At 71.8% G+C, this 25,700-nt stretch carries 26 protein-coding genes; 16 read left to right on the top strand and 10 right to left on the bottom strand.

Going from position 1 to position 25,700, the window contains the following annotated elements; translation table 11 throughout:
* Nucleotides 1-218: 218 nt before the first annotated feature.
* The 3 genes from ACSBPG_RS29640 (at nucleotide 219) to ACSBPG_RS29630 (ending at nucleotide 3,057) form a co-directional block, all read left to right on the top strand.
* Nucleotides 219-683 (top strand): MarR family transcriptional regulator, encoded by a 465-nt coding sequence (locus ACSBPG_RS29640; protein ID WP_435540855.1) that lies wholly within the window; start codon nucleotides 219-221, stop codon nucleotides 681-683.
* A gap of 137 nt (nucleotides 684-820) precedes the next feature.
* Nucleotides 821-1,207 carry a response regulator transcription factor gene (locus ACSBPG_RS29635; RefSeq protein ID WP_435540854.1) on the top strand — a complete coding sequence of 129 codons (387 nt, stop codon included), beginning with the start codon at nucleotides 821-823 and terminating at the stop codon, nucleotides 1,205-1,207.
* Between the two features lie 110 nt (nucleotides 1,208-1,317).
* A complete protein-coding gene (locus ACSBPG_RS29630; protein WP_435540853.1) occupies nucleotides 1,318-3,057 on the top strand; it encodes a monovalent cation:proton antiporter-2 (CPA2) family protein in 1,740 nt (579 codons plus the stop codon).
* A gap of 22 nt (nucleotides 3,058-3,079) precedes the next feature.
* On the opposite strand, the gene ACSBPG_RS29625 is transcribed toward ACSBPG_RS29630, so the two are convergent.
* Nucleotides 3,080-3,298, bottom strand: a complete 219-nt coding sequence (locus ACSBPG_RS29625; protein WP_435540852.1) for a hypothetical protein — start codon at nucleotides 3,296-3,298, stop codon at nucleotides 3,080-3,082.
* A 151-nt stretch (nucleotides 3,299-3,449) separates the two neighbouring features.
* Here ACSBPG_RS29625 and ACSBPG_RS29620 point away from each other — a divergent pair, with 151 nt between their 5' ends.
* From ACSBPG_RS29620 to ACSBPG_RS29610, 3 genes are all read left to right on the top strand, one after another.
* Nucleotides 3,450-5,312, top strand: a complete 1,863-nt coding sequence (locus ACSBPG_RS29620; RefSeq protein ID WP_435540851.1) for a PAS domain S-box protein — start codon at nucleotides 3,450-3,452, stop codon at nucleotides 5,310-5,312.
* Nucleotides 5,313-5,490: 178 nt separating this feature from the next.
* On the top strand, nucleotides 5,491-6,780 hold the full coding sequence (locus ACSBPG_RS29615) for a PQQ-dependent sugar dehydrogenase (protein ID WP_435540850.1): 1,290 nt from the start codon (nucleotides 5,491-5,493) through the stop codon (nucleotides 6,778-6,780).
* Nucleotides 6,781-6,836: 56 nt separating this feature from the next.
* A complete protein-coding gene (locus ACSBPG_RS29610) occupies nucleotides 6,837-7,166 on the top strand; it encodes a c-type cytochrome (protein WP_435540849.1) in 330 nt (109 codons plus the stop codon).
* A 48-nt stretch (nucleotides 7,167-7,214) separates the two neighbouring features.
* Here ACSBPG_RS29610 and ACSBPG_RS29605 read toward each other — a convergent pair whose 3' ends face one another.
* The 5 genes from ACSBPG_RS29605 to ACSBPG_RS29585 form a co-directional block, all read right to left on the bottom strand.
* Nucleotides 7,215-7,469 carry a hypothetical protein gene (locus ACSBPG_RS29605; RefSeq protein WP_435540848.1) on the bottom strand — a complete coding sequence of 85 codons (255 nt, stop codon included), beginning with the start codon at nucleotides 7,467-7,469 and terminating at the stop codon, nucleotides 7,215-7,217.
* 14 nt (nucleotides 7,470-7,483) lie between these two features.
* Nucleotides 7,484-8,659 (bottom strand): zinc-dependent alcohol dehydrogenase, encoded by a 1,176-nt coding sequence (locus ACSBPG_RS29600; protein ID WP_435540847.1) that lies wholly within the window; start codon nucleotides 8,657-8,659, stop codon nucleotides 7,484-7,486.
* Complete coding sequence (locus tag ACSBPG_RS29595) at nucleotides 8,656-9,438, bottom strand: SRPBCC family protein (RefSeq protein WP_435540846.1); 783 nt, start codon at nucleotides 9,436-9,438, stop codon at nucleotides 8,656-8,658. Before ACSBPG_RS29595 ends, ACSBPG_RS29600 begins: the two co-directional genes overlap by 4 nt.
* A 20-nt stretch (nucleotides 9,439-9,458) precedes the next feature.
* Complete coding sequence (locus ACSBPG_RS29590) at nucleotides 9,459-9,887, bottom strand: DUF3775 domain-containing protein (RefSeq protein ID WP_435540845.1); 429 nt, start codon at nucleotides 9,885-9,887, stop codon at nucleotides 9,459-9,461.
* Between the two features lie 86 nt (nucleotides 9,888-9,973).
* Nucleotides 9,974-10,180: a hypothetical protein gene (locus tag ACSBPG_RS29585; protein ID WP_435540844.1), complete on the bottom strand. Its 207-nt coding sequence runs from the start codon at nucleotides 10,178-10,180 to the stop codon at nucleotides 9,974-9,976.
* Between the two features lie 178 nt (nucleotides 10,181-10,358).
* Between ACSBPG_RS29585 and ACSBPG_RS29580 the strand changes: the two genes are divergently transcribed.
* From ACSBPG_RS29580 to ACSBPG_RS29540, 9 genes are all read left to right on the top strand, one after another.
* Nucleotides 10,359-11,009, top strand: a complete 651-nt coding sequence (locus ACSBPG_RS29580) for a dienelactone hydrolase family protein (protein WP_435540843.1) — start codon at nucleotides 10,359-10,361, stop codon at nucleotides 11,007-11,009.
* A gap of 148 nt (nucleotides 11,010-11,157) precedes the next feature.
* Nucleotides 11,158-11,508, top strand: coding sequence for a CidA/LrgA family protein (locus tag ACSBPG_RS29575; RefSeq protein WP_435540842.1), 351 nt, complete (start codon nucleotides 11,158-11,160; stop codon nucleotides 11,506-11,508).
* The gene (locus ACSBPG_RS29570; protein ID WP_435540841.1) at nucleotides 11,505-12,224 is read left to right on the top strand and encodes an LrgB family protein; all 720 of its coding nucleotides are present in this window, start codon (nucleotides 11,505-11,507) and stop codon (nucleotides 12,222-12,224) included. The genes ACSBPG_RS29575 and ACSBPG_RS29570 overlap by 4 nt, the downstream gene beginning before the upstream one ends.
* Before the next feature lie 431 nt (nucleotides 12,225-12,655).
* Nucleotides 12,656-14,317 carry a 2-isopropylmalate synthase gene (gene leuA / locus ACSBPG_RS29565; protein ID WP_435540857.1) on the top strand — a complete coding sequence of 554 codons (1,662 nt, stop codon included), beginning with the start codon at nucleotides 12,656-12,658 and terminating at the stop codon, nucleotides 14,315-14,317.
* 161 nt (nucleotides 14,318-14,478) lie between these two features.
* Nucleotides 14,479-15,558 carry a PA0069 family radical SAM protein gene (locus tag ACSBPG_RS29560; RefSeq protein WP_435540856.1) on the top strand — a complete coding sequence of 360 codons (1,080 nt, stop codon included), beginning with the start codon at nucleotides 14,479-14,481 and terminating at the stop codon, nucleotides 15,556-15,558.
* A gap of 757 nt (nucleotides 15,559-16,315) precedes the next feature.
* On the top strand, nucleotides 16,316-16,597 hold the full coding sequence (locus ACSBPG_RS29555) for a DUF4212 domain-containing protein (protein ID WP_435540840.1): 282 nt from the start codon (nucleotides 16,316-16,318) through the stop codon (nucleotides 16,595-16,597).
* A gap of 16 nt (nucleotides 16,598-16,613) precedes the next feature.
* The gene (locus ACSBPG_RS29550) at nucleotides 16,614-18,377 is read left to right on the top strand and encodes a sodium:solute symporter family protein (RefSeq protein WP_435540839.1); all 1,764 of its coding nucleotides are present in this window, start codon (nucleotides 16,614-16,616) and stop codon (nucleotides 18,375-18,377) included.
* 161 nt (nucleotides 18,378-18,538) lie between these two features.
* Nucleotides 18,539-20,398, top strand: coding sequence for a putative nucleotidyltransferase substrate binding domain-containing protein (locus tag ACSBPG_RS29545; protein WP_435540838.1), 1,860 nt, complete (start codon nucleotides 18,539-18,541; stop codon nucleotides 20,396-20,398).
* A gap of 30 nt (nucleotides 20,399-20,428) precedes the next feature.
* Nucleotides 20,429-20,947, top strand: coding sequence for a hypothetical protein (locus ACSBPG_RS29540; RefSeq protein ID WP_435540837.1), 519 nt, complete (start codon nucleotides 20,429-20,431; stop codon nucleotides 20,945-20,947).
* 34 nt (nucleotides 20,948-20,981) lie between these two features.
* Here ACSBPG_RS29540 and ACSBPG_RS29535 read toward each other — a convergent pair whose 3' ends face one another.
* Complete coding sequence (locus ACSBPG_RS29535; protein ID WP_435540836.1) at nucleotides 20,982-22,619, bottom strand: acyl-CoA synthetase; 1,638 nt, start codon at nucleotides 22,617-22,619, stop codon at nucleotides 20,982-20,984.
* A gap of 197 nt (nucleotides 22,620-22,816) precedes the next feature.
* Between ACSBPG_RS29535 and ACSBPG_RS29530 the strand changes: the two genes are divergently transcribed.
* On the top strand, nucleotides 22,817-23,071 hold the full coding sequence (locus ACSBPG_RS29530; RefSeq protein ID WP_435540835.1) for a hypothetical protein: 255 nt from the start codon (nucleotides 22,817-22,819) through the stop codon (nucleotides 23,069-23,071).
* A 16-nt stretch (nucleotides 23,072-23,087) separates the two neighbouring features.
* Here the strand turns inward: ACSBPG_RS29530 and ACSBPG_RS29525 are convergent, their stop codons facing one another.
* Genes ACSBPG_RS29525 through ACSBPG_RS29515 form a run of 3 tightly spaced genes read right to left on the bottom strand, consistent with a single transcriptional unit; the run spans nucleotide 23,088 to nucleotide 25,668 of the window.
* On the bottom strand, nucleotides 23,088-23,813 hold the full coding sequence (locus tag ACSBPG_RS29525) for an ABC transporter ATP-binding protein (protein ID WP_435540834.1): 726 nt from the start codon (nucleotides 23,811-23,813) through the stop codon (nucleotides 23,088-23,090).
* The gene (locus ACSBPG_RS29520; RefSeq protein WP_435540833.1) at nucleotides 23,810-24,802 is read right to left on the bottom strand and encodes a branched-chain amino acid ABC transporter permease; all 993 of its coding nucleotides are present in this window, start codon (nucleotides 24,800-24,802) and stop codon (nucleotides 23,810-23,812) included. Before ACSBPG_RS29520 ends, ACSBPG_RS29525 begins: the two co-directional genes overlap by 4 nt.
* Nucleotides 24,799-25,668 (bottom strand): branched-chain amino acid ABC transporter permease, encoded by an 870-nt coding sequence (locus ACSBPG_RS29515; RefSeq protein WP_435540832.1) that lies wholly within the window; start codon nucleotides 25,666-25,668, stop codon nucleotides 24,799-24,801. The genes ACSBPG_RS29520 and ACSBPG_RS29515 overlap by 4 nt, the downstream gene beginning before the upstream one ends.
* Nucleotides 25,669-25,700 lie beyond the last annotated feature (32 nt).

The following is a 25,700-nucleotide window of genomic DNA, read 5'->3' as shown; positions in this document are numbered from 1 at the left end:
GTCCGCCGCAAGCGCAAACGCTCAGGATGGTCCGACGAGTTCGCAAGATCCATCCTCGGCCAAATGCGATGACCGTGAGGTCCCGCCTGCCTTCTTGTCATCACCGGACGGCTGGGTGACAATGCGGCGCCCCACACTGGACAGAGCCGGCGGGTTTGGGTATGTTTCGACTCGAAACCTATTGACCGCCCCCCCCGAAGACGAGAGGCTTTCCAGACATGCGCCCAAGCGCGCGCGCGACGGCTGAAGTGATGGCGCAGGTGCTGCGCACCACGGCGAGCCTCGCGTTCACCGAAGGGCTCAACCCCGCCCAGTGGGCGGCGCTGCGCTACTTCGCGCAGGCGACGCCGAGCGCGCGCAGCGTCGTCGCCTTCGCGCGCTATCACGGCACGACCAAGGGAACGGCCAGCCAGACCATCGCCGCCCTGCTGAAGAAGGGGCTGCTGGAGCGCCATCGCGGCGAGCGGGACCGGCGCACGGTCAACCTGGTGCTCACCGAGGACGGCCGCTCGCTGCTCGACAACGATCCGTTGAACGAACTCACGGCGGCGGTCGGCACCCTCAACGACCAGCAGCACCGGGCGGTGGCCGATGCCCTCGACCAGATCCTGCGCACCCTGCTGCACCGGCGCGCCCACCGCAACGCCCGCCGCGATGGCGGCGAGCCGGAAGCGGCGGCCTGACGGAGTGGCACCCCTCCGGCGGCGCTTGATCGGACGCTCGGCCAAGGGGTATCACTGACGGGGATCGGAACGGTCGGCCGCGGCCGGTCGCCGGGGGCGATGCGAATCCGATGGCGAACCTGCACGAGGCACACCCGATGGCCCGCATCCTTGTCGTCGACGACATGCCGGCGGTCACCGCGCTCCTGCGGGTGGCGCTGGAGGATTGCGGCCACGACGTGGCGGAAGCCGGCGACGGCGCCGCCTGCCTTGCCCTGATGGAGCGCGAGCGTTTCGATCTCGTCGTGCTCGACATGATGATGCCCGGCCTCGACGGCATCGAGACGGTCAAACGGCTGCGCGCCGCCGGCCACGACACGCCGGTCGTCGCGATGTCCGGCGGGACGGAGGATTTCCCCGCCGCGGCGTCCCTGAAGATGTCGGAGATGCACGGCGCCGACCGCCTGCTGTTCAAGCCGTTCGACAACGAGGAACTGATCGCCATCATCGACACGCTGCTGGCGGACCGCGGCGTCGGCGCCTGAGGAGCCGCCCGCGAGGCTTGACCCCGCCGCCCGGAATCGGCCATTCGACGGCGGTACGGCGTCCGCCCGTGCCATCCGCCGCCGCGCCTCCGGGACCGAAGCACCGACCGATGCACGATACCCACCTGTTGTTGGACACCTTGTACCTCCTGCTGGCGGCGATCGTCATCGTGCCCGCGTTCCAGGTGCTGCGGATCCCCTCCGTGCTCGCCTACCTCGTGGCGGGAATGGCCCTCGGCCCGTACACGCCCGGCCCCGTCGTCAACCAGGAGGTGCCGCAGCTTCTGGCCGAGTTCGGCATCGTCTTCCTGCTGTTCGCCATCGGGCTGGAACTGCCGCTGTCGCGCCTGCAGGCGATGCGCCGTTTCATCTTCGGGCTGGGGCTGCTGCAGGTGCTGCTGACCACGGCGGTGATCGCCGCGGCGGCCTACGGGCTGGGCCTGCCGTCCGCGGCGGCGCTGGTGGTCGGCGGCGCGCTGTCCTTCTCCTCGACGGCCACCGTGCTGAAGATGCTGGTGGACCGCGGCGAGACGGTGGCCCGGTTCGGCCGCGTGTCGGTGGCGGTGCTGATCTTCCAGGACCTCGCGGTGGTGCCGCTGCTCACCCTGCTGCCGCTGCTCGCCGCCGAGAGCGCGTCCATCCCGCAGGCGCTGGCGGTGGCGCTGGGCAAGGCGCTGGTCGCCATCGGCGGCATCATGCTGCTGGGGCGATTCGTGGTGCGGCCGCTCTACCGCTTCGTGGCGTCGGCCGGCAGCCCCGAGGTGTTCTCCGCCACCAACCTGTTCCTGGTGCTGGCGGTCGGCCTGCTGACCGCGGAGGCCGGCATGTCGATGGCGCTCGGCGCCTTCCTGGCCGGCCTGCTGCTCGCCGACACCGCCTACCGCCACCAGGTGGAGGCCGACATCGAGCCGTTCCGCGGCCTGCTGCTCGGCCTGTTCTTCATGACCATCGGGATGACGCTCGACCTGCCCTTCATGGCGTCGCAGATCGCCGTCATCGCCGCGCTGACCGCGGCGCTGCTGCTGGGCAAGAGCGTGCTCCTGTTCGTCCTGTGCCGGCTGTCGGGCCTCGGCACCGCGACGGCGCTGCGCATCGGCCTGCTGCTGGCCCAGGGCGGAGAGTTCGCCTTCGTGGTGGTGACGCGGGCCGGCGATCTCGGCGTCCTCGACCGCGACACGGGCCAGCTCCTGGCGACGACGGTCGCTTTCTCGATGGCGCTCACCCCGGCCGTCGGCGCGCTGGCCCACCGCCTCGCCCACTGGCACGAGAGCCGATGGGGAACCGAGGCGTTCCGGCTGGAGACCAGCGACCTCAAGGAGCATGTGCTGATCGCCGGCTACGGACGGGTCGGCCGCGCCGTCGCCCGCGTCCTGACCCGCAGCGACATTCCCTACGTGGCGCTCGACCTCGACCCGCAGCGGGTGGCGGCGGCGCGCGAGAGCGGCCTGCCGGTCTACTACGGCGACGCCAGCCAGGCCGGCGTGCTGCGCGCCGCCGGCATCGACCGGGCGCGGGCCGCGGTCATCACCCTGAACCGCCCGGCGATGGCGGAAAAGGCGGTCGACGCCATCCGCACCCACGCCCGGCACCTGCCGATCATCGCCCGCGCCCACGACCTGCGCCAGCGGGGCACGCTGACCGCCGCCGGCGCCTCCGCCGTGGTCCCGGAAACCATGGAGGCCAGCCTGCAGATGGCCGGACTGGCGCTGCGGTCGGCCGGCGTCGCCGCCGATGCGGTGGAGCACAGCCTCGACGAGTTCCGCCGCGAAAGCTACGGCGCCCTCGCCGAGCGCGACGGCGGCGACAGGGGTCGGGCCGACGCCGAGGCGGCGGACGGCGCCGCGCCGTAGGACGCCGTCGCCGCCCTGCCGATCAATCGGCCGGGGCCGGGGCCGGAGCCGCGGGCTCCTCGGCCACGCCGTCGACGGCGACCGGATCGCCGGCCACCGGGCCCGCCTCGTCGGACGGCCAGATCCACCAGGCGATGCCGACGACGACGAGCACGGCGAGCAGGCCCCACAGCCAAGCGGGGCCGCCGGACCGCGAGCGGCGGGCAGGGTCGGTGTGGGGAGGAGGTTCGGTGTAGGTCATGGATGCCTCCGCGGGGGGTGGTCGGTGGTGACTCCCCCGCCAACACGCCCACCGCCCATTCGTCACGCGAAACCCGGCAGGGGGTGAGGCGTTATGTCGGTGGAAGCAAGGTCACCGCACACCCCACAGGACGGCACTGGACCCCCCTCCCATGGACTCCGCCACCTCGCCGCAGGATCGGATGCGGATCGGTCTGCATCGCCAGAGGGTGCTGGCGCGGTTCGGCGCGCGCGCCCTGGCGGAGCCGAGCCTGCCGATCCTGCTGCAGGAGGCGGCGGCGGGGACCGTCGAAGGGATCGGGATCGGCCATGCCAGGGTGATCCGCCATCGCTCCGATGGCGGCGATCCTCTGGTCGTCGCCGACGCCGGCGGGCGCGACGACGCTCCCGGCGCCGCGGCGGAGTCGGACGCCGCGCCGCTGGCCGCGCCGATCGTCGCGGCCGGCGCGGCATGGGGCGTGCTGGAGGTCGACGCCGGCGAGGAGCGTCCCTTCCACGACGAGGACCTCCACTTCGTCCAGAGCGTCGCGCTCCTGCTGAGCGCTGCGGTCGCCCGCGCCGAGGCGCAGGAGCGCCGGCTCCTCGACCGCGCGTCGCTCGACGCCGTGCTGGCGCAGATGCCGGCCGGCGTGGCGATCGCCGAGACGCCGTCGGGCCGCCTGCTGCTGCACAACGCCAAGGCCATCGAACTCATCGGCCACCCCATGCTGGAAAGCGACAGCTATCACGGCTACGCCCGCTACGGCGCGCTGCATCCGGACGGAACGCCCTATCGGCCGGACGAATACCCGATCGCCCGCGCCGCGCTGTTCGATGAGACGGTCGAGCTGGAGCCGATGACCTACCGCCGCGGCGACGGCCGGATCACCCAGTTCCTGGTCAGCGCCGCGCCGGTGCGCAACGCCGCCGGCGCGCCGGTCCTGGCGGTCAGCACCTTTCACGACATCAGCGAGCGCCGCCGCCTGGAGGCGGAGCAGCAACGCACCCGCCAAGCCCTGGCGGAGACCGAGGCCCGGTACCGCGCCGCCTTCGAGCAGGCGGCGGTCGGGCTCGCCGAGGCGGACGCCGACGGCCGCTTCCGCGCCGTCAACAACCGCCTGTGCGCGCTCCTCGGCTACCGCCGGGACGAGTTGCTGGAGCGCCGCTTCCAGGAGCTCACCCATCCCGACGACCTCGCCGCCGACCTCGCCCTGACCCGCCGCCTCTACGCCGGCGAGCTGGCCACCTTCTCCCTGGAGAAGCGCTTCATCCGCAAGGACGGGAGCGTGCTGTGGAGCAGCCTGTCGTGCGCCCGCGTCGAGGCCGACGGACGGCCGCCCTACACCCTGGCCGTCGTTCAGGACGTCGGCGAGCGCAAGCGCGCCGAGGCCGAGCGCGAGGAGCTGCTGGTGCAGAAGGACCTGCTGATGCGGGAGATGAACCACCGCATCAAGAACTCCCTGCAGATCGTGGCGAGCCTGGTCCTGCTCCAGGCCGCCGACCTCGACGACCCCGAGGCGGTCCGCCGCTTCCAGGAGACGGCGGCGCGCATCGCCACGGTCGCGCAGGTGCACGAGCGGCTGTACCGCACCGGCGTCGACGCCAGGGAGGCCACCGTGGACGTCGCCGCCTACCTTCACGATCTCGGCCGCGACCTCGCCCGCACCCTGGGCCTCCCGCCGGCCGGACTGAACGTCCGGGCGGCGGCCGTGACGCTGCCGGCCGACGTCGTGGTGCCGTTGGGCCTGATCGTCAACGAACTGGTGACCAACGCCGCCAAGTATGCCTATCCCGCCGCGCCGTCCGGCCCGATCGGCGTGGCGCTCGAGGAGGTCGGCGGCCGCCTGCGGCTCGCCGTCGAGGACGAGGGGGTCGGCCTGCCGGACGGGTTCTCCATCGCCGGTTCCAAGGGCCTCGGCATGCGGGTTCTGCTCGCCCTCACCCAACAGCTCGGCGCCGAGCTGGCCCTGCCCGCCAAGGCCCGCGGCGTGCGGTTCGAGCTCACCCTTCCGGATCATAGTTCGGAACGTATATGACCAAAATTCGGCCGGCGCCGCCGTGTCCGCGCAAGGGAACGGTTGACGGTCGAGCGTGACCGCCGCAATGCTTGGTCATAGGGACAGTCTCCGAAGCGGCCCTATTTCCGGTGCTTCGGCGCAACGAGGCGAACGCCCGTCCCCGCACACGCGAACACGCGATTCAAGGGAGGAGAAGGTGACTTCAAGGCTTGCGACGGCGGCCGGGGCCGCCTGGGCAATGGCGGCCCCGGCCGCCTTGGCGATCGCCGTGGCCGGGTCCGCCGGCGCGGCGGCGGCCGACAACCTGCAGCGGCTGCAGCAGTTCAAGACCACCGGCACGCCCCTGCGCATCCAGGAAGTGGAACAGAGCGGTCCGCGCGCCGACGCGATCCGCGCCAACCTGAAGCGGGTCAAGCTGCCGCCGGGCTTCTCCATCGATCTCTACGCGATCGTCCCGGACGCCCGCCACATGGCGGTCGGGCCCAACGTGGGGGTCGTCTTCGTCGGCACCCGCAAGGCCGACGCCTGGGCGGTGACCGACCGCGACCGCAACCGGGTCGCCGACGAGGTGAAGCGCTTCGCGCCGTCGGTGGAGTTCAAGGTCCCCAACGGCCCGTGCATGAGCAAGGACGGCTTCCTGTTCATCGCCGAGCACAACCGCGTGCTCGTGTTCCCGGCCGCCGAGTTCTTCTACGAGAGCCCGGACGTCGCCGTCGGCGAGGTGGTGCCGCAGGGCCAGCTGATCCCGGCGGACGAGGAATCCTTCAACCACGGCGCCCGGGTCTGCCGCATCGGTCCCGACAACAAGCTCTACGTCACCCTGGGCCAGCCCTTCAACGTGCCGCCGGCGGACAAGCTGGCGCTCTACTCCGGGGTGGGGATCGGCGGGGTGGTCCGCATGGACCGCGACGGCAAGAACCGCGAGGTCTACGCCAACGGCATCCGCAACTCGGTGGGGCTGGACTTCAACCCGGCCAACGGCGAGCTGTGGTTCACCGACAACCAGGTCGACGGGATGGGCGACGACGTGCCGCCCGGCGAGCTGAACCGGGCCACCGCCGCCGGGCAGAACTTCGGCTTTCCCTGGTACGGGGGCGGCGCCGTCCAGACGGTGGAGTACGCCGGCGAGTCGCCGCCCGCCGACGCCACGCCGCCGCAGGTGGAGATGCCGGCCCACGCCGCCGACCTCGGCATGAGCTTCTACACCGGCTCGATGTTCCCGGCGAAGTACCGCGGCGGCATCTTCAGCGCCCAGCACGGGTCGTGGAACCGCACCAAGCCGGTGGGCGCCCGCGTCCTGTTCACGCCGGTCAACCCCGACGGGACGGCCGGCGAGACCGAGGTGTTCGCCTCCGGCTGGCTGGTCGACGACACCGGCGAGTATCTCGGCCGGCCGGTCGACGTGGCGCAGTACCTCGACGGGTCGCTCCTGGTGTCCGACGACCTGGCCGGGGCGATCTACCGCATCTCCTACTCGGGCAACTGACCAGGGGGCGGCCGGGGCATCCGCTCCCGGCCGCCCGCGCCGCCGGGAGCCGCCTCATGCCGATCATCCACCGACCGGCCGTCCTGCTGGCGGCGCTGCTGCTGCCGTCGACCGCGGCCGCGGCCGGCGATCCCGACGCCGGCGCCGCCAAGGCGCGGGTCTGCCAGACCTGCCACGGCCGCGAGGGCATCGCCGCGGCGCCGCAGGTTCCCAACCTGGCCGGTCAGGACGAATGGTACCTGGCCGAGCAGTTGAAGGCGTTCCGCGCGGGCAAGCGGCGCAACGAGCAGATGGACGTCGTCGCCAAGGGGCTGTCGGATCAGGACATCGCCGATCTGGCGGCGTGGTTCGCCGGCTTCACGGTGACGGTGACGGGACGCCGCTGACGGGTCTCACGGTCTTCGCACGGCCGAACCGACCGTGCGGAGACCGCATCACACCCGTTCGCCGAAACTCTCGGCCGCCGCGTCGATGACGGCCGGATGCATGCGCACGGTGGCGATCGCCGCCTCGCGGTGGACTTCGCCCACCGCCACGGTCACCACCGTGTCGGTGCCGTGGCCGTGCAGCGAATCGCGCACCTCCGTGGCCCGGGTTTCCACCCCGCCGAAGCGGGCGCGCAGAAGCCGCAGCACGTCGGCCTGCACATGATGACCCTTCTCGCTGGGATAGGCGTAGACGATGTTCATTCCTGTCATGGTCCTCACGGCGTGAAGACCACCCTCATGCAGTTGTCAACCTTGTTCTTGAACATGTGGTAGCCCCGCGGGGCCTCGTCGAGCGACCATTTGTGCGTCATCAGATAGGAAGGATCGAGCTCCCCCTTCTCGATGTGCGCGAACAGACGTTCGGCATAGCGTTGGCCATGTTGCTGACCCATGCGGAAGGTCAGCGCCTTGTTCATGGCGGCCCCCATCGGGAACTTGTCGATGACGCCGCCGTAGACGCCGACGATCGACAGGGTGCCGCCCTTGCGGCAGCACTCCACCATCTGGCGCAGCACCGCCGGCCGGTCGGACTGCAGGCCCACGGCCTGCTTGGTGCGGTCGTACCAGTACTCCGCCCCGGTGTCCCAGCCGTCGGCCTCCATGCCGACGGCGTCGATGCAGACGTCGGGGCCGCGTCCGCCGGTCATCGCCTGCAGGGCGTCGAAGACGTCGACCCGGGTGTAGTCCAGCGGCTCCGCGCCGGCCCTCATCTGCGCCGCCTCCAGGCGGGCGGGGTAGCGGTCGATGCCGATCACCCGCTCGGCCCCCATGAGATAGGCGCTCCTCATCGCCATCTGGCCGACGCCGCCGCACCCCCACACGGCGACGACGTCGCCCGGCCTGATCTGCGCCATGTCGGCGGCCATGTAGCCGGTCGGCACGGCGTCCGACACGAACACCGCCTTCTCGTCGGCGATGCCCTCGGGAACCCTGAAGCAGTTGTGGTCGGCGAAGGGCACCCGGACGTATTCGGCGTGGCTGCCGGCGTAGCCGCCGAAGGCGTGGCTGTAGCCGAAGATGCCGCCGGTGCAGTGGCCGTAGGCGGCCTCGGCCCAGGCCGGCTGCGGGTTGGAGTTGTCGCACAGCGACGATTGCCCGGTCTCGCAGAACCAGCACTTGCCGCAGCCGATGATGGAGATGGTGATCGCCCGGTCGCCACGCTTCAGGTGCAGCACCTCCGGCCCGGTCTCGACGACCTCGCCGAGGAACTCGTGGCCGAGGATGTCGCCCGGCTTCATGGTCGGCACGAAGCCGTCGATGAGGTGCAGGTCGGACCCGCAGACGGACGACAGGGCGACCTTGATGATCGCGTCGCGCGGGTCGAGGACCGTCGGGTCGGGCACCCGCTCCACCCGCAGGTCGTTGACGCCGTTCCAGCAGAGCGCCCTCATTCCGTCACCTCCCGCAGGCCGCGGCCGCCACGCGGCTGTCCCGCGATGGTCGGCTGCGTGCCGGTCTCCATGAGCCGCTTCAGCCGGCGCAGCGCCTCGCGCGCCTGCTGCTCCGGCGCGCTGCCGAGAAGCGCCGCGACGGCCCGCCCGCCGGCGCCCCCCGGCGGGTCGTAGGCCAGCGTCAGCCGCACCTCCGTGCCGCGCCCGCCGGGCGCGTCGTGGAACAGCACGGAGCCGCGGTGCGGCAGGTCGGCGTGGCCTTCGGTGTGCCAGGAGATCAGCTCGTCCGGCCGCTCCTTGTCGATCACCGAGTGCCAGGCCACCGTCGCCCCGCCGGGACCGCGCGCCGTCCAGCGCGAGCGCGTGTCGGAGAGCACCTCGACCGCCTCCACGTGATCCATCAGCCCCGGCAGATGGCCGAAGTTGCGCCAGTGGCGGAACACCTTCTCGCGCGGTGCCCGGATCGTGACGTTGGCCTGCACCGTCCGCGGGTCACGGTGCCCGGCCGGCACGAGGTCGCCGAGGTCCAGGTCCCGCACGCGGTCGACCAGCGGCACGCCGGTCGCCCCGGCGAACAGCAGCCCGCCGCCGGCCGCCGCCAGCGCCATCCCCAGCCAGTCGCCGCGCCGGGCCCCGGCGACGCCCAGCGCCACACCCCCCATGATCGCCGTCCAGCGATCGGCGGTGCTCGCCGTGCCATGCCCGGACCGCTCCCAGGCGCGCGCCGGCGCCCGTCCCGCCGTCCGTGCCGCCCGCCGCGCCCATTCGTCCACGCTCATGGTCGCCCTCCTGCGCTCCGTCAGCCCTTGCCGCCGGCCAGCTTCAGCTCGTACAGGCCCTTCATCAGGTAATCGTGCAGGTTGATCTTCTCGACGATGTCGCTGTAGCCCGAGGCGTCCGGCGGCCGCCCCGCCTCGGCCAGGGCGTCATCCCATTCCTGGCCGGCGTAGTCGCCGCGGCCGACCAGCATGACGGCGCGCAGCTCGGTGCGCTCCTCCACCGACAGCCCCTCCAGCATGCGCTGCAGTTCGTCGAGGGCGGCGCTCGCCTCCGTCGGCATGACGTTCAGGGCGTCCAGGTCGGTGGGGTTGCGCGAGCCCCGTTCCTTCTGCTGCTCCGTCAGCTCGATGTTGCGCATGCCCGCCAGGAAGCGCTCGCGGTCCGCGACCGCTTCCGAGGCGAGATCGGCGGCGCGGCGGACGGTATCGACCGAGATCTTGTTCAGCATGATCGTCCCATGGATGATCGTTGTCGTTGCCCATCGCACAACAGTCGCGGCGGGCTGTCGTCCCGCCGCGGGCGACGGCCGCGCGCTCAGCCGGTGCGGTCGCGCTGCCGCTCGGACGCGTTCTCGGCACCGCCGGCGCCGGCGCCGCGCTCGTGCGGTTCGCTGCGCTGGTTGTCGTGGCCGGGCGTGTTGCCGGCACGGCCGCCGGGGCGGTGGGCGTCCTTGGCGGCCTTGCCCGGACCGCCGGCGACGTGCCGGTCGTGATCGGTCGTGTTCTTGCCGGTCTTGGTCATGACGACTCTCCTGGAGTGTCGGGATGGCGGGAAGCGCATGCCGCGCACGCGCCCCCTGGAGAGGCAACAGGCCGTGGGCCCGACCGTCCTGCCGGGACCGGGGATTTCGACGCAACGCGCGCCGGTGCGCCATGTTGAACACGCACCCGCCCCGCCACCGGCCCGGAGGACCAGCGCCGTGGACAGTTCCGCACACCTTCTCGACGTCCGCATCGGCGCGGCGTCCGCCGAGGGATTCCGGCCGGTGACCTTGGAGACCGCGCGCGGGCCCGTGGAGTGCCGCTACTACGAGTCGTCCGGCGCCACGCGCGGCGCCGTGTGGATCGGCGGCATCGACGGCGGCTTCGACACGCCGGCCCGCGGCCTCTACCCGCGCCTGAGCGAGCACCTCCGCGAGCACGGAATCGCGTCGCTGCGCGTGCGCTTCCGCCGCTCCACCGTCCTCGACGAGGCGGTCCACGACACGCGGGCCGGGCTCGCCTTCCTCGAGCGCCAGGGCGTGGCGGGCGTCGCGATCACCGGTCATTCCTTCGGCGGCGCGGTGGCGATCCGCGCCGCGGCGGCGGCCCCCGCCCTGGTGCGGACCGTGGCGGTGCTGGCGACCCAGAGCTTCGGGGCCGACGCGGTGGCCGGCCTCGGCGTCCCGTTGCTGCTGGTGCACGGCGAAGCCGACGCCGTCCTCGCCCCGGCCTGTTCGCTCCACGTCGCCCGGCTGGCCGAAGAACCCAAGCGGCTGGTCCTCGTCCCCGGGGCCGGCCACGGCCTCGACGAGGCGGCGGAGTCGGTGTGCCGCGAGGTGCGCGACTGGCTGCTGCGCACCCTGGCCTGACCGGCGGCCTCCGGCCCCGGGAGGGGGACGGGCGGCGTTCGCGGCGCCGGACGGCCCGCGGCCAAGCGACGCCGGGACGATTTCGCCGCTCACCCCGCCGCGCCCCCTCCGGCATGGTGGGGGCCTCTGCCATCACGGGAGACCGGGCATGCTGCGATTCGTCACCCTGTTGTTGCTCTGCCAACTGGCCGGCGAGCTGATCGCCCTGGCCGCCGGGCTGCCGGTGCCGGGTCCGGTGCTGGGCATGGTCCTGCTGTTCGCCGGCCTGGTGGCGCGCGGCCGCGTGCCGGACGGGCTGCGCGACGTCGCCGGCGGGCTGCTGCGGCACCTGTCGCTGCTGTTCGTACCGGCCGGCACCGGCATCATCGTCCATCTCGACCGGCTGGCTGCGGAGGCGCTGCCCATCGTCGTCGCGGTGGTCGGCAGCACCGTCCTGGCGATCGCCGTGACCGCCCGGCTGATGGCGGCGCTGCTGCGCCGGCTGGAGGGCGGGCGATGAACGGGCGGCTGCACGAGCTCTGGGTCTATCTGGCGGCGAGCCCGCTCGCCGGGCTGACGGCGACCCTGGTGGCCTACCAGATCGGCCTGTGGGCGCACGAGCGCTGCCGCCGCCTGCCGGTGGTCAACCCGGTGCTGGTCGCCGTGCTCGTGCTGGTCGGCGTCCTGTGGGCGACCGGGATCGACTACCGCGCCTATTTCGACGGCGCCCAGTTCGTCCATTTCCTGCTCGGTCCGGCGACGGTCGCCCTGGCCGTGCCGCTCTACAACCAGTGGACGGAGGTGCGGCGCTCCGCCCCGGCGCTGGTGGTGGCGCTGCTCGTCGGCTCGCTGACGGCCGCCGGCTCGGCCGTCGCGCTGTCGTGGGCGCTGGGCGCCACCCGCCAGACGATCCTGTCGCTGGCGCCGAAGTCGGCCACCACGCCGATCGCCATGGGCGTCGCCGAGCGGCTCGGCGGGCTGCCCTCGCTGACCGCCGTCCTGGTGATTCTGACGGGAATCGTCGGCGCCACCCTCGGCACCTGGGTGCTCAACCGCATGCGGGTCGGCGACTACCGCGCCCGCGGCTTCGCCATGGGGCTGGCGGCGCACGGCGTCGGCACGGCGCGCGCCCTGCAGGTCGACGAGACGGCCGGCGCCTTCTCCGGCCTCGCCATGGGCCTGAACGGGCTGGCCACGGCGGTGTTGCTGCCGCTGCTGTACCGGCTGCTGGCGTGAAGCCGCCATGACGGAAGGCGCCCGCATCGCGGCTTGACAGGCGCGCCGGCCGACCGCAGATTACCCGCCATGCGAACCTTCGACCGCACGAACGCGCTTCGACTTACCGACCCGGCGCTCTGACAGCGTCCGGGCCTTTCGCGTTCTCCTCGTCCCAACTGGTCGAAGCCACCCTTTCCCATGAGCGCTCACCGTCGACGCCCGGTCCCCCGGCCCACCGGAACCTTGCGCACGCTGCGACTTACCGGCGGCCGCCGAGCCCGTCCGGCAGCTCGGCGGCCGTGACCCGCGCCGGTTCCTCGCCACGCGAACCCGACACGACACGCCCCCCGGCGACACCCGCGAGGGGCCACAGGAGCAGCGCCATGAACCACGTCACCATCCCCGACGCCGCCGGCACCTCTGCCGGCACCGCAGCCGCCACCCGGCGCATGCCGGCCGGGAAGTACACCCCCTTCCGTCCGGTGGCCCTGGCCGACCGGCAGTGGCCGAACCGCGTCCTCGACAAGGCGCCGACCTGGTGCTCGGTCGACCTGCGCGACGGCAACCAGGCGCTGATCGAGCCGATGGGGCCGGACCGCAAGTGGGCGATGTTCGACCTGCTGGTCAAGATGGGCTTCAAGGAGATCGAGGTGGGCTTTCCCGCCGCCTCGCAGACCGACTTCGACTTCTGCCGCGATCTGATCGAGAGCGGTCGCCTGCCCGACGACGTCACCATCCAGGTGCTGACCCAGGCGCGCGAGGAGCTGATCCGCCGCACCTTCGAGGGCATCAGGGGCGCCAAGCGGGCCATCGTCCACCTCTACAATTCCACCTCGGAGCTGCAGCGCCGCGTCGTCTTCGGCCTCGACCGCCGGGGGATCGTCGACATCGCCGTGGCCGGCGCCCGGCTGATCAAGCAGATGGCCGCGGAGTGCCCGGAGACCGAGGTGGTCCTGCAGTACTCGCCGGAGAGCTTCACCGGAACCGAGCTGGAGTTCGCCGTCGAGATCTGCGAGGCGGTCGCCGAGGTGTGGCAGCCGACGCCGCAGCGGCGGATGATCCTCAACCTGCCGGCGACGGTGGAGATGTCCACGCCCAACGTGCACGCCGACCAGATCGAGTGGTTCTGCCGCACCATCAAGGACCGCGAGCGCTTCATCATCAGCCTGCACCCCCACAACGACCGCGGCACCGGCGTCGCCGCCGCCGAGCTGGGCATGCTGGCCGGCGCCGACCGGGTCGAGGGCACGCTGTTCGGCAACGGCGAGCGCACGGGCAACGTCGACGTGGTGACCTTGGCGCTCAACCTGTTCACCCAGGGCGTCGATCCCGGCCTGGCCATCGAGGACATCGACGCCGTGCGCCGGGTGGCGGAGCACTGCACGCAGCTGCCCGTCCACCCGCGCCACCCCTATGCCGGCGAGCTGGTGTTCACCGCCTTCTCCGGCTCCCACCAGGACGCCATCAACAAGGGCCTGAAGGCGCTGGCCAGGTCCAACTCCGGCCAGTGGGAGGTGCCGTACTTGCCGATCGACCCGCAGGACATCGGCCGCAGCTACGAGGCGGTCATCCGCATCAACAGCCAGTCCGGCAAGGGCGGCGTGGCCTACGTGCTGGAGACCGAGTACGGCCTGCAGATCCCGCGCCGCCTGCAGATCGAGTTCTCCAAGACCGTCCAGGCGATCGCCGACGAAACCGGCAAGGAGCTGACGCCCGCCCGCATCTGGGAGGCCTTCAAGGCGGAGTATCTGGAGAACGACCGTCCGCTGTCGCTGGTCGAACACGCGACGGAGCCGCGCGGCCCGGGCTCGGGCCCGCGCACCCTGACCTCGGTGCTGACGCGCGAGGGCAAGCCGCTGACCATCCGCGGCAAGGGCACCGGCCCCATCGACGCGTTCCTCGACAGCCTGCGCCGCGACGTCGGCATCGACCTGCACGTGGTCGACTACCGCGAGCACGCCGTCACCACCGGCGAGGACTCCCAGGCCGCGGCCTATGTGGAGGTCCGCACCGGCGACGGCCGCACCCTGTTCGGTGTCGGCGTCGACCCGGACATCGTCACCGCTTCGCTGCGCGCCCTGGTCAGCGCAGCCAATCGGGCGACCCGCTGACGGTGCCGCGCCGCCAGAGCGGGTTCGCTCCCCCCTCCCCCACGTCCATCGTGGGGGAGGGACGGGGCCTCCTGCCGGAGCCCGCCCGCGGCGGGGCGCAGTTCCCGCGGCGCTCTTTTGTTCTTGTCTTGTTCCTATCGTGATGTCACGCTCGTCCCATGATGGACGAGGTGCCGGATCGGGTGCATAAGGGGCGCGGCGCCGTCGGCAACCCCGACGGCCGCTACGAGCGGACGACGCGGACCGCCGTCGATGACGGCTGGGGCTCGGCATCCGACGACGACCTGCCGCCGCTGCGCACGACGCTGAGCGTCGACACGAGCCGGACGATCCTGGCGCGCAACGACTCGCCCGACGTCCCCTTCGATCGGTCGGTCAACCCCTACCGCGGCTGCGAGCACGGCTGCATCTATTGCTTCGCCCGCCCCAGCCACGCCTATCTCGGCCTGTCGCCCGGGCTCGACTTCGAGACGCGCCTCTTCCACAAGCCGAACGCCCCCGAACTGCTGGCGCGGGAGCTGCGGGCCAGGGGCTACCGGCCGACCACCATCGCGCTGGGCGCCAACACCGATCCCTACCAGCCGGTCGAGCGGGGGCTCGGCCTGACCCGCCGCGTGCTGGAGGTGCTGGAGGCCCACCGCCATCCCGTCGGCATCGTCACCAAGTCGGCGCTCATCCTGCGCGACCTCGACCTGCTCGCCGGCATGGCCGCCCGCACCCTGGTTCACGTCTGCGTGTCGGTCACGACCCTGGACCGCGACCTCGCCCGACGGATGGAACCGCGGGCGGCGACGCCGGGCCGCCGCCTCGACACCATCCGCCGCCTCGCCGACGCCGGGGTGCCGGTCGCCGTCCTGGTTTCCCCGGTGGTCCCGGGGCTCACCGACCACGAGATGGAGGCGATCCTCGAGGCCGCGGCGGCGGCCGGGGCACGGGGCGCCAACACCATCCTGATCCGCCTGCCGGGCGAACTGGCGGCGCTGTTCGAGGCCTGGCTGCGCGAGCATGTGCCCGACCGCGCCGATCGCGTCCTCGGCCTGATTCGCGACTGCCGCGGCGGCGCCCTCTATCAGACCGGATTCGGCGTCCGGATGACCGGCGGCGGCGCCTACGCGGCGATGCTGGCGCGCCGCTTCGCCCTGGCCCGTCGCCGCCTCGGCCTGGGCGAGCGCTGGGGCGGCCTGGACACCAGCCAGTTCCGGGTGCCCCCCGCCGCGGGGGACCAGCTCTCCCTGCTGTGAGAGCCCCGGCAGGACGCCCCGTCCGACGGATGCGCCGACGCAGGGGGCCATCAATGATTCGCAAGTGAAATATTCTTTAAACGGCACAAAATCCGCTCCATGTCCCTCCGCGCGCCGCGGAATCCCAGAGAGTCCGGAGAAATTCCCATGTAATTCCATGATATTTCAGCCGGATCGCTCCGCCAAGAAGAACATCATATCGACGTTCACAGTTTCGGACGGTCATCAGACAGACGAGTTCTCTTTCATTGCCGGTAGGAGCGCACGACCTCGCGCGTCGTGCCGGACAACAGAAGGAAACCCACCCAAAGAGGTGGCTCGAGTGGAACCTTCTTGTGAACGCCCGGACCATCGATCACATGCAACCATGAGCCGTACATCTCCACGGTTTTCTGCAGAATCGGAAAATCCCTGTCCTCTATATTTGGAATAGGGATTCTCCAGGCCTCGGCCACGTTTCACTTCGGCGCCACCGCTTCTGCACCTCACCGGTGATATATTGGAAGCGCTCGCCCCCCCCTGACCGCACTGCTCGGATGCCAAGGATTTCCCCGGGACCGATCGTCGGGAGCACACCCCGGCGACAAGTTCATGCCAATACCGTGAGCACCTCGCGTTTGTCTCGACGGATGGGAGAATTTCCTGTATCTGGTTGTCTCGTGCAGGGGCTCACGCCCTGGGGGACATCCGCGGGCCGTCACCCACCGCGGGCTCGCGGACGTGAAACGACAAACATCGCGTCGTGGGAGGACACTCCATGAATGACCACAATCAAACTGTGGAGAAAACCAACTCCGCAACCGCCTATTGGCAGAAGTCGCTGCGGCTGATCCTCGGCTGCCTCGTCGTCTGGTTCCTGGTGTCGTACGCCGCCGGCATTCTCTTCGCGGACGCCCTCAACACCATCCGCATCGGCGGCTTCCAGCTGGGCTTCTGGTTCGCCCAGCAGGGGTCGATCTACGTGTTCATCGTTCTGATCTTCTTCTATGCGTCCCGCATGAACAAGATCGACCGGGAACACGGCGTGCACGAAGACTGACCGGGGACGCCAGACCATGGATCTGAAGACACTGACCTATCTCGTCGTCGGCGCCAGCTTCGCGCTCTACATCGTGATCGCCATCTGGGCCAAGGCTTCCACCACCGGCGAGTTCTACGTCGCCGGCAAGGGCGTGCACCCCGTGGCCAACGGCATGGCCACCGCCGCCGACTGGATGAGCGCCGCCTCGTTCATCTCGATGGCCGGCCTCATCGCCTTCCTCGGCTACGGCGGCTCGGTCTACCTGATGGGGTGGACCGGCGGCTACGTGCTGCTCGCCATGCTGCTGGCCCCGTACCTGCGCAAGTATGGCAAGTTCACGGTGCCGGAATTCATCGGCGACCGCTACTACTCGAAGACGGCCCGCCTCGTCGCGGTGGTCTGCCTGATCTTCATCTCCTTCACCTACGTCGCCGGCCAGATGCGCGGCGTCGGCATCGTCTTCTCCCGCTTCCTCGAGGTGGACATCGCCACCGGCCTGATCGTCGGCATGGCGGTGGTGTTCGTCTACGCGGTGCTGGGCGGCATGAAGGGCATCACCTACACCCAGGTGGCCCAGTACCTCGTGCTGATCGCCGCCTACACGGTGCCGGCGGTCTTCATCGCCTTCCAGCTCACCGGCAACCCCCTGCCGCAGATCGCCATGGGCTCCGAGCTGACCTCGGGCGGCTACATGCTGGACCGCCTGAACCAGGTGGTGACCGATCTCGGCTTCGCCGAGTACACCGAGGGCAACAAGAGCACCATCGACATCTTCGCCATCACGCTCGCGCTGATGGTCGGCACGGCCGGCCTGCCGCACGTGATCGTCCGCTTCTTCACGGTGCCGAAGGTGCGCGACGCCCGTTCCTCGACGGGCTGGGCGCTGGTCTTCATCGCCATCCTCTACACGGTGGCCCCGGCGGTGGGGGCGATGGCCCGCTACAACCTGACGGCCACCATCCAGACCGGCGAGATCGGGTCGCCCGAAGGCAACCTCGCCTACGAGAACCGTCCGGAATGGTTCAAGCGCTGGGAGCCGACCGGCCTCCTGAAGTTCGAGGACAAGAACGGCGACGGCCGCGTCCAGTACTACAACGACAAGAACGCCGCCTTCGCCGAGAAGGCCGCCGCCTACGGCTGGAAGGGCAACGAGCTGACGGTCAACGGCGACATCATGGTGCTCGCCAACCCCGAGATCGCCCGGCTGCCGAACTGGGTCATCGCGCTGGTGGCGGCCGGCGGCATCGCCGCGGCGCTCTCCACCGCCGCCGGCCTGCTGCTCGTCATCTCCGCCGCCATCTCGCACGACCTGCTGAAGAGCACGCTCACCCCCGACATGTCGGAGAAGAACGAGCTGATGGCCGGCCGCATCGCCGCCGCGGTCGCCATCCTCATCGCCGGCTATCTCGGCTACAACCCGCCCGCCTTCGTCGCCCAGGTCGTGGCCTTCGCCTTCGGCCTGGCCGCCGCCTCGCTGTTCCCGGCGATCCTGATGGGCATCTTCTCGAAGACGGTCACCCGCGAGGGCGCCATCGCCGGCATGATCATCGGCTTGGTGTTCACCATGGGCTACATCCTGTACTTCAAGGGCGTGTTCTTCGCGCCGATGGCCGCCGACGTTCCGGCCAACTGGCTGTTCGGCATCTCGCCGGAGGGCATCGGCTCGGTCGGCATGCTGATCAACTTCGCCGTCGCCTTCGCGGTCAGCAAGGTGACGGCCGCCCCGCCGCGCGACGTGCAGGAGATGGTGGAACTCATCCGCCTGCCGTCCGGCGCGGGGGCCGCGCAGAGCCACTGATCCGTCGGTGCGGCGCCGCGCGCGCCGCACGCGGCACGGGCCCCGGGACGATTCCCGGGGCCCGCCTTCTTTTTCGCGGCGGGAACCCGTACGGCCTTCCCCGGGTGCGGCGTCCCCGGAAGGCCGCGCCAGGGCCCGCCACCCCGACCGGAGAGTCCGCCATGGACGCCGCCCAAGCCGAGACCGGCGCCTTCCTGCGACAGCACCACCCCTTCGACCTGCTGCCGGCCGAGGTCCTGGCCGAGGTCGCCGCGGCCGCTTCCGCCGTCGATCTGCCGCGGGGAACCGTCGTCGCGCGGCCGGGCGACGCCGTCGATTCGCTCTCCATCGTGCGTTCCGGCGCGGTGGAGCAGCGCGACCCCGACGGCCGGTTGCTGGCCCGGCTCGACGAGGGCGACTGCTTCGGCGTGCGCGCCATCCTCCGGGGCGGGGTCGCCGTCAACCGCAGCGACGTGGTCGAGGACACCAGGCTGCTGCGCCTGCCGGCCGCGCTGTTCGACCGGCTGCGCCGCGACCATCCGCCCTTCGCCTATTTCTTCGCCGCCTTCGACGGCGGCCGCCTGCGCGATTCCGTCCAGGCGGCGGCGCCACCGCGCAACCTCGACCTGCTGACCAAGCGGGTCGGCGCGCTGCTGAGCCGCGGGCCGGTGTGCGTGACCGCCGACACGACGGTCGACGCGGCCGCCCGCCGCATGCGCGAGGAGGGGGTGTCCTCGGTCCTGGTCACCGAGAACGGTACGCTCGCCGGCATCCTCACCGACCGCGACCTGCGCGGCCGCGTCGTCGCCGAGCGGCTGCCCTACGACACGCCGGTCGCCGCGGTGATGAGCCGGTCGCCGCACCGCGTCCAGGCGGCCGACCAGGCGTTCGACGCCCTCGCCCTGATGACCCGGCACAACATCCATCACCTGCCGGTGATGGACGGCGAGCGCGTCGCCGGCTGCCTCTCCGGCTCGGCGCTGGTGGAGAGCCACACCACGTCGCCGGTCTATCTCGCCCGCAAGATCCACGAGTGTGCGACCGCCGCGGACCTGCGCGCGGTGATCGGCCGCGTCCCCGACCTGGTGCACGAGATGGCGGACTGGGGCGGCTCGGCCCGCGGCATCGGCCGGGTCGTGACGACCTTGACCGACGCCGTGACGGTGCGCCTGCTGCGCCTGGCGGAGGAGTCCCTGGGCTCCCCGCCCGTGCCCTACGTGTGGCTGGCCGCCGGTTCGCAGGCCCGCCAGGAGCAGACCGCGCTGTCGGACCAGGACAACTGCATGATCCTGTCCGACGCCTACCGGCCGGAGGAGCACGGCGCCTATTTCGGGGAGCTGAGCCGCCGCGTGTGCGACGGGCTCGACACCTGCGGCTACATCCACTGCCCCGGCGGGATGATGGCGATGACCGACCAGTGGCGCCAGCCGCTGGCGGCCTGGAGGGAGTATTTCCGCCGCTGGATCGAGGAGCCGGAACCCAGGGCCCTGATGCTGTCCAGCGTCTTCTTCGACCTGCGCCCGGTCCACGGCGAGGCGGCCCTGCACGAGGAGCTGGCCGCGGGCGTTCTCGAGAAGTCGCGGAAGAACCGCATCTTCCAGGCCTACATGGCGCGCAACGCCCTGTCGCACCAGCCACCCCTGGGCTTCTTCCGCACCTTCGTGCTGTCCAGCGGCGGCGACCGCGGCCACGCCCTGGACCTCAAGCACACCGGCGTGGTGCCGATCGTCGACCTCGCCCGCGTCTATGCCCTGGCGGCGGGGGTCCGCGCGGTCAACACCTTCGACCGTCTCGCCGCCGCCGCCGCGGCGCGGACGCTGAGCAAGGAGGGGGCGCTCGACCTCACCGACGCCCTGGAATACATCGCGCTCACGCGGCTGCGCCACCAGGCCGGCATGATCCGCGAAGGGCGCAAGGCCGACAATTTCCTGCGCCCCGAGGAGCTGTCGAGCTTCGAGCGCAACCATCTGAAGAGCGCCTTCACCCTGGTGAAGACGATGCAGGCCTCCATGGCCGCCGCCTATCAGCTCGGCCGCTTCTAGGCCGGGCCGCCAACAGGAGACGCCCCACCGGTGTTCGTCGAGCTGTTCTCCCTGATCTGCGTGGCCTTCGCGGCCTGCGGCATGCTGCTGATCGCCGCCCGGACGCTGCGCCTGCGCCTGCCGCGCTACGCCGTTCCCCTGGTCGCCGCGGCGGCGATGATCGCCTTCACGGTGTGGCTGCGCTACACCTGGGCGGAGCGCACCGTCGCCGGCCTGCCCGAAGGGTCCGTGGTGCTGGCCGAGCTGCCCTACGACGGGTTCCTGGAGCCGTGGACGGCGCTGTTCCCGCGCACCGGCGGGCTGCTGGTGCTGGACACGGCGGCGACGCTGCGCAACCCCGCCCATCCCGGCATCGTCGTCGTCACCACCCGCCTGCTGGAGGAGCACCGGGAACCTCTGGCGCTGCAGCGGTTCGTCGACTGCGCCGGCCGCCGCCACGCACCGGCCAGCGACGCCCTCGGGCCCGACGGCCTGCCGCCGGAGAGCGCCTGGCTCGCCGACGGCGCCCCCGCCGCCCTGTTCGACGCGGCCTGCCGGACGGGGACCTGAGGGCGGGCCCGGGCGGCGGGCCGGCCGGTCGGGCCTATTCCCTCCGCCGCTCGCGGACGGCGCGCTCCCGCAGAGCGCGACGCACCACCTTGCCGGTGGTGGTCATCGGCAGGCTGTCGACGAAGGTGACGACGCGCGGGTACTCGTGCGCGGCGAGGCGCGTGCGCACGTGGTCCTGGATCGCGCGCTCCAGGTCCGGACCCGGCGCCACGCCGTCCTGCAGGACGATGAAGGCCTGGACGATCTCGGTGCGCAGCGGGTCCGGCACGCCGACCACGGCGGCCATGCGCACCGCCGGGTGGCCGAGCAGGCAGTCCTCGATCTCGCCCGGGCCGATGCGGTAGCCGGCCGAGGTGATGACGTCGTCGCTGCGGCCGACGAAGCGGATGTAGCCGTCGGCGTCGGCCACCCCCTGGTCGCCGGTGACCAGCCAGTCGCCGACGAACTTCGCCCGCGTCGCCTCGGGATTGCGCCAGTACTCCAGGAACATCACGGGGTCCGGCCGGTGCACGGCGATGGCGCCGAGCGCGCCCGGCGGCAGCACCGTGCCGGCGTCGTCGATCACCGCCACCGCGTGCCCCGGCACCGGCCGCCCCATGACGCCGGGCCGGCCCGGCATGATGGCGGCGCAGGAGGAGACGATCATGTTGCACTCGGTCTGGCCGTAGAACTCGTTGATGGTCACGCCGAGGGTGGCGCGCCCCCAGTCGAGCAGCTCCGCCCCCAGGGTCTCGCCGCCGGAGGCCACCGAGCGCAGGGCGTAGCGGTGGCGCGCCCGCGGATTCTCCACGCCGCGCATCATCTTCAGCGCGGTCGGCGGCAGGAAGGCGTTGCGCACGTCGAACTCGGCGATCAGGCGGAACGCCTCTTCCGGATCGAACTTCTCGAAGCGGCGGGCGACCACGGCGACGCCGTGGTGCCAGGCCGGCAGCAGCACGTCGAGCAGCCCGCCGATCCACGCCCAGTCCGCCGGCGTCCAGATGCGGTCGCCCGGCTGCGGGAACAGGTCGTGGGAGATCTCCACCCCCGGCAGATGGCCCAGCAGGACGCGGTGGGCGTGCAGCGCGCCCTTGGGCTGGCCGGTGGTGCCGGAGGTGTAGATGATCAGCGCCGGATCGTCCGCCGCGGTGTCCGCCGCCGCGAAGGCGTCGGACTCGCCGCCGAGCAGGCCGTGGAGGTCGAGCGCGCCGTCCACCGCCCCGTCGATGCTGAGAACGGTCGTCAGCTCCGGCAGGCCGTCGCGCAGCGGCGCCAGCTTCGCCGCTCCGGCGGCGTCGGTCACCACCACCCGCGCGCCGCTGTCGGCCAGGCGGTACTGCAGCGCCTCGGCCCCGAACAGGGCGAACAGCGGCACGGCGACGGCCCCCATCTTGTAGACGGCCACGTGCGCCGTCGCCGTCTCCGGCGCCTGCGGCAGCAGCACGGCGACCCGATCGCCCCGCCCCACGCCGAGCCGGCGCAGCAGATTGGCCAGCCGGTTCGACTCCCGGCGGACGTCGGCGAAGGTGTACTCGGCGACGCCGCCGTCACGCCGCTTGAAGATCAGGGCGGTGCGTCCGGGGTCCCGCTCCGCCCAACGGTCGCAGACGTCGACGCCGATGTTGTAGCGCGCCGGAATCTCCCAGCGGAAACGCCCGGCGATCTCCTCGTACGTGGTCCCCTGCGGCACCATTCCCGTCCTCCCGGTCCTCTCGTGGTTGCCGGCAAGCTTAAGCCGGCGCCGCGCCGTTCGCCAGCCGCTGCGGCCGCCGGCACCCCGCCCGCCCGGGGAGCTTCCGCCCCGCGCCATCGGGCTGTGACGATTCGCGCACCCGACTCGCCGCTCCGGCCGGGCTATCGTTCCCGCAACGAACAATCCGGGAGGCCGCGATGCTCATGCGCCCGCAGGTGGAGGCCAAGATCCGCCAGAAGCTGGCCGACGATCCGTCGTTCCGCGCGCGCCTCTACGCGGACCCGCGCGCCGCCCTGGAGGCGGAGTTCAAGCTGGTGGTCTCGCCGCGGGTGGCGATCGCGCTGCACGAGGACAGCGCCGAGGCGCTGCACATCGTCCTGCCGCCCGAGGCCGGCGCGGAGCGGCCGCCGCCCATCGCCTGCGACCGCCACCCGCTGTTCCGCACCCCCTGAACGGCACGGTGCCGCCTCAGAGCTCCTCGGCACCGAGGTAGGACTGGATCACCCGGCGATCGGCGACCACCTCGGCCGGCGTCCCTTCGGCGATCTTCTCGCCGTGGTCGAGGACGACGACCCGGTCCGACAGCGCCATGACCGCGCGCATGACGTGCTCGATCATCAGGATCGTCAGGCCCTGGCCGCGGTTGAGGCCGCGCAGCACCTCGACCATGCGGTCGACCTCGGTGGGCCGCAGGCCGGCCAGCACCTCGTCCAGCAGCAGCAGGCGCGGCTTGGTCGCCAGCGCCCGCGCCACCTCCAGCCGCTTGCGGTCGGGCAGGGTGAGGCTGCGGGCCGGCCGCGCCGCCTGGTCGGCGAGTCCCAGCAGGCCGAGGACCTCGTGCGCCTCGCGCCGCGCCCGCTCGACCGAACGCTCGCGGGCCAGCGCGCCGACCACCACGTTCTCCTCCACCGACAGGTTGGCGAAGGGCTTGACGATCTGGAAGGTGCGGCCGATCCCGGCGGCGCACACCCGGTGCGGCTTCAGGCCGGTGATGGCGCGTCCCTGCAGGCGCACCGTCCCCGCGTCGGGCGGATAGAGGCCGGCGATCAGGTTGAAGGTGGTCGTCTTGCCCGCGCCGTTGGGACCGATGAGGGCGACGATGGAGCCCTCGGGCACGGCGAAGGCGACGTCGGCCACCGCCTTGAGGCCGCGGAACCGCTTGGACAGGCCGTCGACCTCCAGCAGCGCCGTCATCGCTCCTCCTCCCCGGGCTGCCGCACCAGGCCCAGGCGCCGGGCCAGCCACGGCCAGACCCCGTCCGGCCGGAACACGACGATGGCGACCAGGGCGGCGCCGTAGAACAGCAGCTTCAGGCCCGGCACGTCGACGCCCGTCAGGGCGATGGCGTGGGTCAGCGCCTCGCCGAGCGGCGTCAGGATGAAGGCGCCGAGGATCGGCCCGAACAGGGTGCCGATGCCGCCGACGATCGCCGGCAGGATGATCTCGATGGAGCGCCCCATGGAGAACACCTGCTCGGGGAACAGCGTGCTGAAGTAGAAGGCCTGGAAGACGCCGCCCAGCGCCGTCAGCGCGGCCGACACCATGACCGCGGTCATGCGCGCGGCGAACAGGTCGACGCCCGCCGCCTCGGCCGCCTCGGCGTCCTCGCGCACCGCCAGCCAGCGGTAGCCGAGCCGGCTGTGCAGCAGCACCCGCGCCAGCGCCAGGGCGCCCAGGGTCAAGGCCAGGGCGACGTAGTAGAACAGGGTCGGCGATCCCCGCAGGTTCAGCAGGTCGTCGCCGGCGCCGGCCTCCACCGGGATGAAGAAGCCGCCGGAGCCGCCGGTCCAGCCGACGTGGTCGAAGCCGATGCGGGCGACCTCGGCGAAGGCGATGGTGAGCAGGGCGAAGTGGACGCCGCGCACGCCGAAACGGAAGCCGAGGAAGCCGATGAAGGCGCCGGCGGCCACCGCCAGCGCCATGCCGACCCACAGGCCGAGCCACGGCCCGATGCCGAAATGGACGAACAGCGCGGCGCTGGCGTACGCGCCCAACCCGACGTACAGGGCGTGGCCGAGCGAGAGGAGGCCGGAGAAGCCCATCATGACGTTCCACGCCTGGCCGACATAGGCGAACCACAGCACGGTGGTGAGGACGCTCACCGTGTAGCGGTCGGCCACCAGCGGTGCGGCCAGCAGGAGCGCCACCAGGAGGACGAGGGCGAGACCGCCGCGCCGGGTCACGAACGCCTCCCCAGCAGGCCCTGCGGGCGCAGCAGCAGCACCAGGATGAGCACGCCGTAGCTGACCAGGGACTTGAGCGACGGCATCAGCAGGAAGCCGGCGAGCGCCTCCGTGACGCCGATCAGCACGCCGCCGAGCAGGGCGCCGGGCAGGCTGCCGAGGCCGCCGACGATGACGATGATGAAGCTCAACAGGGTGTACTCCGGCGCCAGCTGCGGCCGGACCTCGACGATCAGCGCCATCAGCGTGCCGGCGATGCCGACGACCGCGGCGCCGATGCCGAAGGTGAAGGCGTAGAGGCCGTCGATGTTCAGGCCGACGACGCGCGCGCCCAGCGGGTTGTCGGCGCAGGCGCGGATCGCCTTGCCGGTTCGGCTGTAGCGGAAGAAGGCGAACAGCGCCGCCGCCACGGCGACGGCGCCGATGCCGGCGCGCACGCGGACGGCATCCAGCACCAGCGGGCCGATCTCCACCGCGTCGAAGGCGTAGTCGACCTGGACGCCGCGCGAGTCCGGGCCGAAGATCATGAGCAATGCGTTCACCAGGATCGTGGCGATGCCCAGCAGCAGGATGAACTGCATGTGCTCGGGCCGTTCGACGAAGCGGTTCACGAGGCCGCGCTGGAGCGCGTAGCCGAAGGCGAACAGCACCGCCGCGACGATGGGCGCCGACAGCACCGGGTCGACGCCGAAAGCGGCGAACAGCAGGACGGCACCGTACATGCCGGCGACCATCATCTCGCCGTGGGCGAAGTTGACGACCCGCACGACGCCGAAGATCACCGACAGCCCGAGCGCCGCCAGCCCGTAGACCAGCCCGGTCAGCACCCCGGACGCCACGATGTTGAGGTAGAAGTCGAAAGGCATGTCCGCCGCACCCGCACGATGGCGCAAGCGGG

Origin of the sequence: Azospirillum sp. ST 5-10 (genome assembly GCF_051225715.1) — a bacterium.
Lineage (GTDB): Bacteria > Pseudomonadota > Alphaproteobacteria > Azospirillales > Azospirillaceae > Azospirillum.
This window is presented reverse-complemented; position numbering and strand designations above follow the sequence as displayed.

Excerpts from the sequence above, each read along its gene's own strand:
- ACSBPG_RS29640 (WP_435540855.1), top strand. The coding sequence starts at position 219 with ATGCGCCCAAGCGCGCGCGCGACGGCTGAAGTGATGGCGCAGGTGCTG.
- ACSBPG_RS29635 (WP_435540854.1), top strand. The coding sequence starts at position 821 with ATGGCCCGCATCCTTGTCGTCGACGACATGCCGGCGGTCACCGCGCTC.
- ACSBPG_RS29630 (WP_435540853.1), top strand. The coding sequence starts at position 1,318 with ATGCACGATACCCACCTGTTGTTGGACACCTTGTACCTCCTGCTGGCG.
- ACSBPG_RS29625 (WP_435540852.1), bottom strand. The coding sequence starts at position 3,298 with ATGACCTACACCGAACCTCCTCCCCACACCGACCCTGCCCGCCGCTCG.
- ACSBPG_RS29620 (WP_435540851.1), top strand. The coding sequence starts at position 3,450 with ATGGACTCCGCCACCTCGCCGCAGGATCGGATGCGGATCGGTCTGCAT.
- ACSBPG_RS29610 (WP_435540849.1), top strand. The coding sequence starts at position 6,837 with ATGCCGATCATCCACCGACCGGCCGTCCTGCTGGCGGCGCTGCTGCTG.
- ACSBPG_RS29605 (WP_435540848.1), bottom strand. The coding sequence starts at position 7,469 with ATGAACATCGTCTACGCCTATCCCAGCGAGAAGGGTCATCATGTGCAG.
- ACSBPG_RS29600 (WP_435540847.1), bottom strand. The coding sequence starts at position 8,659 with ATGAGGGCGCTCTGCTGGAACGGCGTCAACGACCTGCGGGTGGAGCGG.
- ACSBPG_RS29595 (WP_435540846.1), bottom strand. The coding sequence starts at position 9,438 with ATGAGCGTGGACGAATGGGCGCGGCGGGCGGCACGGACGGCGGGACGG.
- ACSBPG_RS29590 (WP_435540845.1), bottom strand. The coding sequence starts at position 9,887 with ATGCTGAACAAGATCTCGGTCGATACCGTCCGCCGCGCCGCCGATCTC.
- ACSBPG_RS29585 (WP_435540844.1), bottom strand. The coding sequence starts at position 10,180 with ATGACCAAGACCGGCAAGAACACGACCGATCACGACCGGCACGTCGCC.
- ACSBPG_RS29575 (WP_435540842.1), top strand. The coding sequence starts at position 11,158 with ATGCTGCGATTCGTCACCCTGTTGTTGCTCTGCCAACTGGCCGGCGAG.
- ACSBPG_RS29570 (WP_435540841.1), top strand. The coding sequence starts at position 11,505 with ATGAACGGGCGGCTGCACGAGCTCTGGGTCTATCTGGCGGCGAGCCCG.
- leuA (WP_435540857.1), top strand. The coding sequence starts at position 12,656 with ATGCCGGCCGGGAAGTACACCCCCTTCCGTCCGGTGGCCCTGGCCGAC.
- ACSBPG_RS29560 (WP_435540856.1), top strand. The coding sequence starts at position 14,479 with ATGGACGAGGTGCCGGATCGGGTGCATAAGGGGCGCGGCGCCGTCGGC.
- ACSBPG_RS29555 (WP_435540840.1), top strand. The coding sequence starts at position 16,316 with ATGAATGACCACAATCAAACTGTGGAGAAAACCAACTCCGCAACCGCC.
- ACSBPG_RS29550 (WP_435540839.1), top strand. The coding sequence starts at position 16,614 with ATGGATCTGAAGACACTGACCTATCTCGTCGTCGGCGCCAGCTTCGCG.
- ACSBPG_RS29545 (WP_435540838.1), top strand. The coding sequence starts at position 18,539 with ATGGACGCCGCCCAAGCCGAGACCGGCGCCTTCCTGCGACAGCACCAC.
- ACSBPG_RS29535 (WP_435540836.1), bottom strand. The coding sequence starts at position 22,619 with ATGGTGCCGCAGGGGACCACGTACGAGGAGATCGCCGGGCGTTTCCGC.
- ACSBPG_RS29530 (WP_435540835.1), top strand. The coding sequence starts at position 22,817 with ATGCTCATGCGCCCGCAGGTGGAGGCCAAGATCCGCCAGAAGCTGGCC.
- ACSBPG_RS29525 (WP_435540834.1), bottom strand. The coding sequence starts at position 23,813 with ATGACGGCGCTGCTGGAGGTCGACGGCCTGTCCAAGCGGTTCCGCGGC.
- ACSBPG_RS29515 (WP_435540832.1), bottom strand. The coding sequence starts at position 25,668 with ATGCCTTTCGACTTCTACCTCAACATCGTGGCGTCCGGGGTGCTGACC.